At 71.7% G+C, this 12,135-nt stretch carries 10 protein-coding genes; 6 read left to right on the top strand and 4 right to left on the bottom strand.

Annotated elements, in window-relative coordinates:
- From K3769_RS17255 to K3769_RS17245, 3 genes are all read left to right on the top strand, one after another.
- Window positions 1-651: an AIM24 family protein gene (locus K3769_RS17255; protein ID WP_267027311.1), complete on the top strand. Its 651-nt coding sequence runs from the start codon at window positions 1-3 to the stop codon at window positions 649-651.
- Window positions 648-1,445 (top strand): AIM24 family protein, encoded by a 798-nt coding sequence (locus K3769_RS17250; RefSeq protein WP_267027310.1) that lies wholly within the window; start codon window positions 648-650, stop codon window positions 1,443-1,445. The genes K3769_RS17255 and K3769_RS17250 overlap by 4 nt, the downstream gene beginning before the upstream one ends.
- 92 nt (window positions 1,446-1,537) lie before the next feature.
- Window positions 1,538-2,014, top strand: a complete 477-nt coding sequence (locus tag K3769_RS17245) for a MarR family winged helix-turn-helix transcriptional regulator (protein ID WP_267027309.1) — start codon at window positions 1,538-1,540, stop codon at window positions 2,012-2,014.
- A gap of 99 nt (window positions 2,015-2,113) precedes the next feature.
- On the opposite strand, the gene K3769_RS17240 is transcribed toward K3769_RS17245, so the two are convergent.
- Both K3769_RS17240 and K3769_RS17235 read right to left on the bottom strand, forming a co-directional pair.
- Entirely contained in the window at window positions 2,114-3,538 is a 1,425-nt protein-coding gene (locus K3769_RS17240; protein ID WP_267027308.1) for a sensor histidine kinase, read from the bottom strand.
- On the bottom strand, window positions 3,535-4,203 hold the full coding sequence (locus K3769_RS17235; protein ID WP_267027307.1) for a response regulator transcription factor: 669 nt from the start codon (window positions 4,201-4,203) through the stop codon (window positions 3,535-3,537). Before K3769_RS17235 ends, K3769_RS17240 begins: the two co-directional genes overlap by 4 nt.
- Before the next feature lie 174 nt (window positions 4,204-4,377).
- Between K3769_RS17235 and K3769_RS17230 the strand changes: the two genes are divergently transcribed.
- Window positions 4,378-5,106: a PepSY domain-containing protein gene (locus K3769_RS17230; RefSeq protein WP_267027306.1), complete on the top strand. Its 729-nt coding sequence runs from the start codon at window positions 4,378-4,380 to the stop codon at window positions 5,104-5,106.
- Between the two features lie 115 nt (window positions 5,107-5,221).
- Here the strand turns inward: K3769_RS17230 and meaB are convergent, their stop codons facing one another.
- A complete protein-coding gene (gene meaB / locus K3769_RS17225) occupies window positions 5,222-6,178 on the bottom strand; it encodes a methylmalonyl Co-A mutase-associated GTPase MeaB (protein ID WP_267027305.1) in 957 nt (318 codons plus the stop codon).
- A gap of 44 nt (window positions 6,179-6,222) precedes the next feature.
- Window positions 6,223-7,425, bottom strand: a complete 1,203-nt coding sequence (locus K3769_RS17220) for an acetyl-CoA C-acetyltransferase (RefSeq protein WP_267027304.1) — start codon at window positions 7,423-7,425, stop codon at window positions 6,223-6,225.
- A gap of 148 nt (window positions 7,426-7,573) precedes the next feature.
- On the opposite strand from K3769_RS17220, the gene mce reads away from it, so the two are divergent.
- Together mce and scy are read left to right on the top strand one after the other, a co-directional pair.
- Window positions 7,574-8,014, top strand: a complete 441-nt coding sequence (gene mce, locus K3769_RS17215; protein ID WP_267027303.1) for a methylmalonyl-CoA epimerase — start codon at window positions 7,574-7,576, stop codon at window positions 8,012-8,014.
- A 231-nt stretch (window positions 8,015-8,245) separates the two neighbouring features.
- Window positions 8,246-12,094 (top strand): polarized growth protein Scy, encoded by a 3,849-nt coding sequence (scy, locus tag K3769_RS17210; RefSeq protein ID WP_267027302.1) that lies wholly within the window; start codon window positions 8,246-8,248, stop codon window positions 12,092-12,094.
- Window positions 12,095-12,135: the final 41 nt, after the last annotated feature.

The raw sequence follows: 12,135 nt of genomic DNA, 5'->3' as shown, positions 1-12,135 counted from the left end.
ATGCCCTTCCGTGAGATCAACTCGAAGATGATCGAGGCCACCGTGGCCCCGGGCCAGACGCTGTTCAGCCAGCGCGGCGCGATGCTCGCCTACAAGGGCGAGGTCTCCTTCACCCCCAACCTGCAGAGCGGCCAGGGCGGCGTCATGTCGATGATCGGCCGCCGGGCGGCCGGCGAGGCGGCGCCCCTGATGACCGTGGAGGGCGCCGGCACGGTCCTGTTCGGACACGGCGGCCACCACATCCAGGTGATCACCCTCGCAGGGGACACCCTGTACGTGGAGGCGGACCGGCTGCTGGCCTTCGACGGCACCCTGACCCAGGGCACGATGTTCATGGGCTCGCAGGGCGGGGTCATGGGCATGGTGCGCGGTCAGGTGACGGGGCAGGGTCTGTTCACCACGACCCTCAAGGGTCACGGCTCCGTCGCCGTCATGGCGCACGGCGGGGTCATCGAGGTCCCCATCAGCCCGCAGCGCCCGGTCCACGTGGACCCGCAGGCGTACGTCGCCCATCACGGGGACGTCCGCAACAAGCTGTCCAGCGCGCTCGGTCTGCGCGATCTGGTCGGCCGCGGTTCGGGCGAGGCCTTCCAGCTGGAGCTGAGCGGCAGCGGCGCGGTGTACGTGCAGGCGTCGGAGGAGAAGCTGTGACCACCTACCCGGGCACGGGCCCCGTGATCCACGACCCGGCGACCCTGCCGGTCGACGACAACGTGAACGCGTACACCTTCTGCGTGGAGCTCAAGGGGAGCGAGTGGTTCCTGCAGAAGGGCAAGATGATCGCCTACTACGGCTCGATGGAGTTCAACGGCATCGGGCACGGCCGCCTCGACCGCCTCGTGCGAACGTCCTTCCATTCGCCGTTGCACGCGAGCGACTGGGTGGTGGCGTCCGGCTCGGGCAAGATGCTGCTCGCCGACCGGGCGTTCGATGTGAATTCCTTCGACCTGGAGGAGGGCAACCTGACCATTCGCTCGGGCAACCTCCTCGCTTTTCAGCCAAGTCTCGCGCTCAAGCAGTCGATCGTGCCGGGCTTCCTGACGCTCATCGGAACGGGCAAGTTCGTCGCCGCGTCGAACGGCCCCGTGGTGTTCATGGAACCCCCCATCCGGGTCGACCCGCAGGCCTTGGTCGGCTGGGCCGACTGCCCCTCGCCCTGCCATCACTACGACCACGGGTACATGACAGGCCTGATGGGCGGTCTACGTGCGATGACGGGCATCGGCGGAGCCTCCGGCGAGGAGCACCAGTTCGAGTTCGTGGGGGCCGGCACGGTGCTGCTGCAGTCCAGCGAGGCACTGATGGCGGAGCAGGCGGCGGGGGTGCTGCCGAACGAGCCGGGAGTGCCGGGGGGCGGCGGGGGGCCAGGTCACCAGGGTCAGCCGGGCGGCGCACCGCGTCTTCCCGGACAGCTCGGGGACCTCCAGCGTCGCTTCGGGCTGTGAGCGGTAGTCTGCGGAGTGTGACGTCGAACGTGTGCACGTCGTCACACCACCCTCACTAGTTCGCATTTCAACCTTTTAGGTAGACTTGATTCATGGAGACCGAGACGGCCACCCGCTGGCTGACCGATGCGGAGCAGTGCGCATGGCGCACCCACCTGGAGGTCAACAGGCTGTTGACGTATCAGCTCGAAAGAGACCTCCAGCCGTTCGGCCTGACGATGAACGACTACGAGATCCTGGTGAACCTCTCCGAGTCGGAGGGCGTACGGATGCGGATGAGCGACCTCGCGTCCGCCACCCTCCAGTCCAAGAGCCGCCTTTCGCACCAGATCACCCGCATGGAGAACGCGGACCTGGTCCGGCGGGAGAACTGCGAGTCCGACCGCCGCGGGCTGTTCGCGGTGCTCACGGACCACGGCCTGGAGACGATGCGGAAGGTCGCCCCCCACCACGTGGGGTCCGTGCGGCGACACTTCATCGACCTCCTCTCACCGGAGGCACTGCAGGAACTCCACAAATCCCTGACCCCCATCGCAGAACACCTACGGGGACAGCGGGGCCGCCCCTGAGGGGACGCCCTCCAGGGGCGCGGGGAACGGCGCAGTCTTTGAGGGGCGCGGGGAACGGCGCAATCCTTTGGGGGCGCGCGGAACGGCGCAGCGGGCCGCTCAGGCCACAGGCAGCCGGAGCTCGAACAGAGCTCCGCCTGCCGGCGCGTCCCGCACGGTGAGCGACCCACCATGGCGGACAGCCACATCCCGCGCGATGGCAAGCCCAAGACCCGCCCCGCCGTCATCCCGCGCCCGAGCCTCATCGAGCCGCACGAACCGCTCGAAGACCCGCTCCCGCTCATCGGCTGGCACCCCCGCCCCGTCGTCGGCGACTTCGAGAAGCGCCCACTCCCCCACCCGCCGCACGCTCACGGCGACCGACGACCGCGTGTGCCGCTGTGCGTTGTCCAGCAGATTGCCGAGCACCCGCGACAGCTGACCGCGGGATCCGTTCACTTCCACCGCCTCCACGTCCAGGGACACGTCGACCCGGTCCACGGCCCGCTTCCCGGTCTCCGTACGGACGAGTGCGGCCAGGTCGAGGCGGGCGTCCGCCGACCGCTCCCCCGCGTCCAGCCGGGCGAGCAGCAGCAGATCGGCGGCGAGCCGCTGCAGCCGTACGGTGTCCTCGACGGCGCCTTCGACATCGAGCAGCTCCGGGTGCGCGGCGCCCACTTCGAGCTGGGTGCGCAGCGAGGCGATGGGGCTGCGCAGCTCGTGCGAGGCGTCGGCGACGAACGCGCGCTGCCGCTCCACCGAGGCCTCCAGGGCGGCGAGCGTCTCGTTCGTCGTACGGGCGAGGCGGGCGACCTCGTCATGGGTACCGGGCTCGGGGACGCGCCGCGAGAGATCCTCGGAGGCCGTGATGGCGGCCATCTCCGCACGGATCCCCTCCACGGGGCGCAGCGCCCGCCTGGTGACGACGTACGTCACCCCGCTGACCGTCACCAGCAGCACGGGCAGGCCGATCAGCATGGCTGTCGACGCCGTGCCGACGGCGCCCTGTTCGGCGGAGAGCGGAGCGCCCGCGTAGACGGTGAGCGGGACGCCCCCCTTCGTGACCACGTCGACCGCGGCGAACCGGTAGTCGCCCGTCTCCCCTTCGACGGTCGCGGTGCCCTCGCCGTACCAGGTCTCGTCGGCGATGTCGCCGTCGTCGAGGGCGTCCTCCTCGTCCGCCACCCCCTCGTCGGTGTCGCCGGCGTCGTCGTTGGCGACGGAGTTCAGCCGCTCCGAGGCTTTGGCGACCACGCTCATGCCCTCGACGTCCTCGCCGCGGGCGACCGCCTTGCCCTTTCCGTCGAGGACCTCGACGGGGTTCTCGTCGCCGTCCGGCAGGTCGAGATCCTTGTACGCGAACCCGTTCGACAGCGCCGAGGCGGCGTTGCGGGCCACCGAGTCGGCCTCGGTGTCCGCCTGGCTGATGAGGCTGGCCCGCAGCGCGAGCAGCACGGCGGCGCCGGCCGCGACCAGGGCCACGGCGACGACGAGGGTCGCGGCGAGCGTGGCGCGGGCCCGTACCGACCTCATGCGCCGCCTCATGCCCGTACCTCCAGTCTGTACCCGGCCCCGCGTACGGTCCTGATGAGCTCCGGGCCGAGCTTGCGGCGCAGGGTGCTGATGTAGACCTCGACGATGTTCGGGTCTCCCTCGTACGCGAAGTCCCAGACGTGCTCCAGGATGTCGGCCTTCGACACGACCTCCCCGGCCCGCACGGCGAGCTGCTCCAGCACGGAGAACTCCTTGGTGGTCAAGGTGATCTCGCCGTCCGCGAGGAACACCCGCCGGGAGGCGGTGTCGACCTTCAGGTTCCCGACCTCGTACACGGGTGAGGCTCCGCCCGACGGGCCGCGCCGCCGCAGCAGCGCCTTCACCCGGGCGACCAGGACGACGTACGAGAAGGGCTTGGTCAGATAGTCGTCGGCGCCCGTGTCGAGGCCCTCCGCCTCGTCGTACTCGCCGTCCTTGGCGGTGAGCATCAGGATCGGCACGTCATGGCCCGCGGCGCGCAGGGCGCCGCACACGCGGTAGCCGTTCATCCCGGGCAGCATGATGTCGAGGATCACGAGGTCGTACGAGCCCTCGCCTGCCATGTGCAGCCCCTCCAGGCCGTCGTGGACGACGTCCACGGCGTACCCCTCGGCCGTCAGGCCCCTGGCGAGCGACAGGGCGAGCCGCTTCTCATCCTCCACGATCAACAGGCGCATGCGTAAAGAGTCGCAAACCCAACCTGAAGAAGCCTTCAGGCGGCTTCAGGCCCGCTTCAGCGTCGGTCGGCCACCTTGGGTCCTGTCGAACAGCAGACGAGGCACACAAGCCGCCTGCAACCGGCGACACCATCCGTTACTGGTTGCAGCCAGTCGCATTCTGGAGGAATCCCCATGAAGCGCAACATCGTCATCGCCACCGTCACGGCCGCTGTCCTGATCGGCGGCGGCACCGCGACCGCCATCGCGGTCGCGGGTGACGACGAGGCGCCGACGAAGAAGTCCGACGTGCGGGTGTCGAACGACGACACCGGCCGTGACGACGACGCCGATGCGAACGACACGGACGACAACGACGCGGACGACAAGGCGGAGGACAAGGCCGACGCGGCCGAGGACCGGGCCGCGAAGGACACCGGCGAGGACGCCGAGGACAAGGCCGAGAACGCCACCGACGCCAAGGCCGCGAAGGTCGATGCCGCCGACGCGATCAAGGCGGCGCTGAAGAACACGGCCGGCACGGCGGTCTCGGCCGACCTGGACGACGAGGGCACGAAGCACGTGTGGGACGTGGACATCCTCACGAACGGCGGCGCCTGGCACAGCGTCCAGGTCGACCCGGCCACCGGCAAGGTCCTCGGCTCCCACGTCGACCGGGACGACGACGGTGACGACGCCGCCGAGACCGCGCAGATCCGTGACGCGCTGAAGGGCAGCTCCGTGACCGCCGCCGAGGCCGCGGAGGCCGGTGCCGCCAAGGGCACGGTGACCTCCGTCGACCTCGACGAGGAGAGCGCGGACAAGGCCTGGGAGGTCGACACCACCGCGGCGAACGGCACCGGCAGCGACTGGAGGGTCGACGCCGGCTCCGGCAAGATCACCGCGGACCGCTCGAACGACTGACGTTCCCACGCTCCCTTTGTCCTCGAACGCCGGACGGGCTGGAAATCCAGCCCGTCCGGCGTTCGAGGACGAGCGCGCAAGCGCGACAGGGGGTCTGGGGCGCAGCCCCAGGGGATCAGCTCTCCGCCAGGGCTTCCACCAGGGAGTCCGCCGCCCGGTACGGGTCCAGGTCGCCCGAGACGATCCGCTCGGCGAGTGCGCCGAGGCGTCGGTCACCGTGCAGGTCCGCGATCCGCTCCCGCAGCGCCGTGACCGCGATCGTCTCGACCTCACGGGACGCGCGCGCGAGCCGCCGCGCGGCCAGCTCCCCCCGCTCCTCCATCCACGCCCGGTGCTTCTCCAGCGCCTCGACGACCTCGTCGATGCCCTCCCCGCGCGCGGCCACCGTCTTCACGATGGGGGGCCGCCAGTCCCCGGGCCCACGGGACTCGCCGAGCCCGAGCATGTGGTTCAGCTCGCGGGCCGTCGCGTCGGCCCCGTCCCGGTCGGCCTTGTTGACCACGTACACGTCGCCGATCTCCAGGATTCCGGCCTTGGCCGCCTGGATGCCGTCGCCCATGCCGGGGGCCAGCAGGACCACGCTCGTGTCCGCCTGGGAGGCGATCTCCACTTCGGACTGGCCGACGCCCACGGTTTCGACGAGGACGACGTCGCAGCCGGCCGCGTCCAGGACCCGGACGGCCTGCGGCGCGGCCCACGCGAGCCCGCCGAGGTGTCCGCGGGTGGCCATCGAGCGGATGTAGACGCCGGGGTCGGAGGCATGGTCCGACATCCGGACGCGGTCGCCGAGCAGCGCGCCGCCGGAGAACGGCGACGACGGGTCGACGGCGAGGACGCCGACCCGCTTGCCCTGCCGCCGGTAGGCGGACACCAGGGCCGAGGTGGAGGTCGACTTGCCGACGCCGGGTGATCCGGTGAGGCCGACGACGTACGCGTTGCCCGCGAGCGGGGCGAGCGCGGCCATGACCTCGCGCAGTTGCGGGGACGCCCCCTCCACCAGGGAGATCAGCCGGGCCACGGCCCGCGGCCGGCCTTCCCTGGCCGCGGCCACCAGCGAGGGGACGTCCTGCATCACAGCTCCGTTCAAAGGGTCGGGCGGCCGGTCTCGTACGTGCGTCAGCCCTTGGGTACCCGCACGATCAGCGCGTCGCCCTGGCCGCCGCCCCCGCACAGCGCCGCCGCGCCCACGCCGCCGCCGCGCCGCTTCAGTTCGAGGGCGAGGTGCAGGACGAGCCGGGCGCCGGACATGCCGATCGGGTGGCCCAGCGCGATGGCGCCGCCGTTGACGTTCACCTTTTCCGTGGACACGCCGAGGTCCTTCATCGACTGGACCGCGACGGCGGCGAAGGCCTCGTTGATCTCGATCAGGTCAAGATCCTCGACGCCGATGCCCTCCTTCTTCAGGGCGTGCTGGATGGCGTTCGACGGCTGCGACTGCAAAGAGTTGTCGGGTCCCGCGACGTTTCCGTGCGCGCCGATCTCGGCGATCCAGTCCAGGCCCAGCTCCTCGGCCCTGGCCTTGCTCATGACGACCACCGCGGCGGCGCCGTCGGAGATCTGCGAGGCAGAGCCCGCCGTGATCGTGCCGTCCTTGGTGAAGGCGGGGCGCAGCCGGCCGAGCGACTCGGAGGTCGTCTCGCCGCGGATGCCCTCGTCCTGGCTGAGGACGACGGGCTCGCCCTTGCGCTGCGGGATCTCCACGGGGGTGATCTCCGCCTCGAAGGTGCCGTTCTTCTGCGCGGCGGCGGCCCGCTGGTGGGAGAGGGCGGCGATCTCGTCCTGCTCGGGCCGCAGGATGCCCAGGCGGGTGTTGTGCTTCTCCGTGGACTCGCCCATGGCGATGTTCTCGAAGGCGTCGGTCAGCCCGTCGTGCGCCATCGCGTCGAGCATCTCGATCGCGCCGTACTTGTAGCCCTCGCGGGACTTCGGCAGCAGGTGGGGGGCGTTGGTCATCGACTCCTGGCCGCCCGCGACCACGATGTCGAACTCACCGGCGCGGATCAGCTGGTCGGCGAGCGCGATGGCGTCGAGGCCGGACAGGCACACCTTGTTGACGGTGAGCGCCGGAACGCTCATCGGGATGCCCGCCTTGACGGCGGCCTGGCGTGCCGGGATCTGCCCTGCCCCGGCCTGGAGCACCTGGCCCATGATCACGTACTGCACCTGGCCGCCGTCGATGCCCGCACGGTCGAGGGCGGCCTTGATCGCGAATCCACCGAGGTCGGCTCCCGAGAAGGACTTCAGGGAGCCGAGCAGCCGCCCCATCGGGGTGCGTGCACCCGCAACGATGACGGAGGTGGTGTTGTTCGTTCCAGACATGAGGAGCGATCCCCTTCCAGCTTGCACAGCCGAGGAGTGAACGAGGGTTTACTGAAGAAGGTACTGAGCGGTAGGCCAGCCGTCATCCGGCCCGGCGTGTGATCGCGCGCACGTTGCGTAACCGCCGTCGGAGCGCTGCACTGACAGCATGCTGACGCGAATCGACCACATCGGGATCGCCTGTTTCGACCTCGACGCGACCGTCGAGTTCTACCGGGCCACGTACGGCTTCGAGGTGCACCACACCGAGGTCAACGAGGAGCAGGGCGTGCGCGAGGCCATGCTCAAGATCAATGGGACGTCCGACGGCGGCGCCTCCTACCTGCAGCTCCTGGAACCCACCCGCGAGGACTCCGCGGTCGGAAAGTGGCTGGCCAAGAACGGTGAGGGCGTGCATCACATCGCCTTCGGCACCGCCGACGTCGACGGGGACGCGGCCTCCGTCCGGGACAAGGGCGTACGCGTGCTGTACGACGAGCCGCGCACGGGTTCGATGGGCTCCCGGATCACCTTTCTGCACCCGAAGGATTGCCATGGCGTCCTGACAGAACTGGTCACTTCGGCGCCAGTTGAGTCACCTGAGCACTGACCTCCGTATATCTGGGCCGGTAGGGTTGGGCACGGCCGTCGCCTCTTCGGGGCGGTCCGGGTCCTCATCGTCAGGATCCGAGGGCCGGGGTCCAGGTTTCGGGGGACGAGCGTCGGGGGAGCAGCGCGTGCTCCGCCGTTGATCTGACACCATTCCCCGGGGGCCCTGTCCGGCGGATGGACGGTGCTCGTTTGGAGAGACTTGCGACCAGGGGACGGATGGGACCGCGCAGTGCGGGGCTACGAACGCCAGGAGCGAGAGCCGGCGGCTGACGTCGACCACCTCTCTCGGTTCGAGGCCGAGATGGAACGGCTGAAGACCGAGCGGGAGAAGGCCGTCCAGCACGCCGAGGACCTCGGCTATCAGGTCGAGGTGCTGCGCGCCAAGCTGCACGAGGCGCGCCGCAGTCTGGCGACCCGGCCTGCCTACGACAGCGCCGACATCGGCTATCAGGCCGAGCAGATGCTCCGTAATGCGCAGGTTCAGGCCGATCAGCTGCGCCAGGACGCCGAGCGGGAGCTGAGCCAGGCCCGCGCGCAGACGCAGCGGATCCTGCAGGAGCACGCGGAGCAGGCCGCCCGTCTCCAGGCGGAGCTGCATCAGGAGGCGGTCACCCGCCGCCAGCAGCTCGACCAGGAGCTGGCCGAGCGCCGGCAGAGCGTCGAGTCGCACGTCAACGAGAACGTGGCGTGGGCCGAGCAGCTGCGGGCCCGCAGCGAGCAGCAGGCCCGCCGGCTGGCCGACGAGTCGCGCGGCGAGGCCGAGCAGGCCCTGGCCGCCGCCCGCGCGGAGGCCGAGCGGATCACGGGAGAGGCCCGCCAGCGGCTGCAGAGCGACGCCGAGCGGGCCCGCGCGGAGGCCGAGGCGCTGCTGCGCCGGGCCCGCACCGACGCCGAGCGGCTGCTGACCGCGGCGTCGACGCAGGCCCAGGAGGCCACCGAGCACGCCGAGCAACTGCGCAGCTCGACCGCGTCCGACTCGGACAACGCCCGCCGTCAGGCCGGCGAGCTGAGCCGCGCCGCCGAGCAGCGCATCAACGAGGCCGAGGCGGCGCTGCGCGAGGCCCGTGCCGAGGCGGAGAAGGTGCTCGCCGAGGCCAAGGAGGCCGCGGCCAAGGCGCTCTCCAGCGCCGAGTCGGCGAACGAACAGCGCACGCGTACGGCCAAGGAGCAGGTCGCCCGGCTGGTCGGCGAGGCCGTCAAGGAGGCCGAGACCACCAAGGCCGAGGCCGAGCAGGTCGTCGCGGACGCCCGCGCCAAGGCCGAGAAGATCGTCGCGGACGCCGAGAAGGACGCCCGCAGTCTCACCGCCGAGGAGACCGCGTCCCAGCTCGCCAAGGCGGCCCGTACCGCCGAGGAGGTCCTGACCAAGGCGTCCGAGGACGCCAAGGCGACCACCAGGGCCGCCTCCGAGGAGGCCGAGCGCATCCGCGCCGAGGCCGAGGCCGAGGCGGACCGGCTGCGCGCGGAGGCGCACGACATCGCCGAGCAGCTCAAGGGCACGGCGAAGGACGACACCAAGGAGTACCGCGCCAAGACGGTCGAGCTGCAGGAGGAGGCGCGCAGGCTGCGCGGCGACGCCGAGCAGCTGCGGGCGGACGCCAACGAAGAGGGCGAGCGGATCCGCTCCGAGGCCCGGCGCGAGGCCGTCCAGCAGATCGAGGAGGCGGCCAGGACCGCCGAGGAGCTGCTGTCCAAGGCGAAGGCCGACGCGGACGAGCTGCGCTCGAACGCCACGACGGAGAGCCAGCGGGTCCGCACCGAGGCCATCGAGCGCGCCACGACGCTGCGCCGGCAGGCCGAGGAGACCCTGGAGCGCACCCGCGCGGAGGCCGAACGGCACCGCACGGAGGCCGTCGAGCAGTCCGAGGAGATCAAGGCGGAGGCCGAGCGGGCCGCCGCCGAGCTGCACGAGGACACCGAGCGGGCCATAGCGGCCCGGCAGGCCGAGGCGGCCGAGGGGCTGGCCCGGCTGCACACGGAGGCCGAGGAGCGTCTCGCCTCCGCCGAGCAGGCGCTGACCGAAGCGCGCGCGGAGTCCGAGCGGATCCGCCGCGAGGCCGCCGAGGAGATCGACCGGCTGCGCGGCGAGGCCGCCGAGCGGATCCGTACGCTCCAGGCGCAGGCCGAGACGGAGGCCGAGCGGCTGCGCACCGAGGCCGCCTCGGACGCGTCCGCGTCCCGTGCCGAGGGCGAGGCCATCGCCGTCCGGCTGCGTTCGGACGCCGCGGTGGAGGCCGAGCGGCTCAAGACGGAGGCACAGGACACCGCCGACCGCGTACGCGCCGAGGCACAGGCCGCCGCCGAGCGGCTGGCCACGGAGGCCGCCGAGGCGCTGTCCGCGGCCCAGGAGGAGGCGGCCAGGCGCCGCCGCGAGGCCGAGGAGCTGCTGGGCGCCGCGCGCCAGGAGGCCGACCAGGAGCGCGAGCGGGCCCGCGAGCAGAGCGAGGAACTGCTGGCCTCGGCGCGCAACCGTGTGGAGGAGGCCCAGACCGAGGCCGTACGGCTGGTCGAGGAGGCGGACCGCCGGGCGACCGAGATGGTGTCGGCCGCCGAGCAGACCGCCCAGCAGGTGCGCGACGCCGTGGCCGGGCTGCACGAGCAGGCCCAGGAGGAGATCTCGGGTCTGCGCAGCGCCGCCGAGCACGTGGCGGAGCGGCTGCGCACGGAGGCGCAGGAGGAGGCCGACCGGGTCCGCGCCGACGCGTACGCCGAGCGGGAGCGGGCGACCGAGGACGGCAACCGGGTCCGGCGCGAGGCGCGGGACGAGGCGGAGGCCGCCAAGTCCCTCGCGGAGCGCACGGTCGCGGAGGCGATCGCGGAGTCCGAGCGGCTGCGTTCGGACGCCTCGGAGCATCTGCAGCGGGCGCGTACGGAGGCCTCCGACGCCATCGCGTCGGCCGAGCAGGACGCCTCGCGTTCCCGGGCCGAGGCCCGGGAGGACGCCAACCGCATCCGGTCGGACGCCGCGACGCAGGCGGACACCCTCATCACCGAGACGACGGCCGAGGTCGAGCGGCTCACCGCGGAGACGAACCAGGAGGCGGAGCGGGTCCGCGCCGAGTCCGTGGCGAAGGCCGAGAAGCTGATCTCGGACGCGACGGGAGACGCGGAGCGGCTGCGTGCCGAGGCGGCCGAGACGGTCGGCTCCGCGCAGCAGCACGCCGAGCGGATCAGGTCGGAGGCCCAGCGCTTCAAGGCCGAGGCCGCCCAGGAGGCCGACCGCCTGATGTCGAACGCCCGCGACGAGGCCGACGACACGCTGGACAAGGCGCGCAAGGAGGCCAACAAGCGGCGTTCCGAGGCGGCCGAGCAGGTCGACAAGCTGATCACGGAGACGACCGCCGAGGCCGACAAGCTGCTCTCGGAGTCGCAGCAGACCGCGCACAAGACCACCGCGGACGCGGAGGCGCAGGCCGACTCGATGGTGGGCGCCGCGCGCAACGAGGCGGAGCGGCTGCTGGCCGAGGCGACGATCGAGGGCAACACCCGGGTGGAGCGGGCCCGGGCGGACGCCGACGAGCTGCTGGTCGGCGCGCGCCGGGACGCGACGGCCATAAGGGAACGAGCCGAGGAGCTGCGCGACCGGATCACGAGCGAGATCGAGGAGCTGCACGACCGGGCCCGCCGGGAGTCCGCCGAGACGATGAAGGCGGCGGGCGACCGCTGCGACGCGCTGATCAGGGCCGCCGAGGACCAGCTGAAGGAGGCCGAGGCGAAGGCCAAGGACCTCGTGTCGGAGGCCGGTTCGGAGGCGAGCAAGGTCCGGATCGCCGCGGTGAAGAAGGCGGAGGGGCTCCTCAAGGAGGCCGAGCAGAAGAAGGCCGCGCTCATCGCGGAGGCCGAGGCGATCAGGTCCGAGGCGGTGCGCGAGGCGCGGGCCGCGGTCGAGGAGGGCAAGCGGGAGCTGGAGGTGCTGGTCCGCCGTCGGCAGGACATCAATGCCGAGATCTCCCGTGTCCAGGACGTCCTGGAGGCGTTGGAATCCTTTGAGGCGCCGTCGGGTGGCAAGGACGGTGGCGTCAAAGCGGGCGCGGCGGCCGGTGCGACCCGTTCGGGTGGCAAGCCGTCCGAGGGCTAGCCAGATGGGCAACTTCCGTGCATGCCGGGGGGCTTCGGTGA

The organism is Streptomyces ortus, assembly GCF_026341275.1.
GTDB classification, from domain to species: domain Bacteria; phylum Actinomycetota; class Actinomycetes; order Streptomycetales; family Streptomycetaceae; genus Streptomyces; species Streptomyces ortus.
Note: the sequence above shows the minus strand (reverse complement) of the source record. Positions and strands in the feature narration are given on the sequence as shown.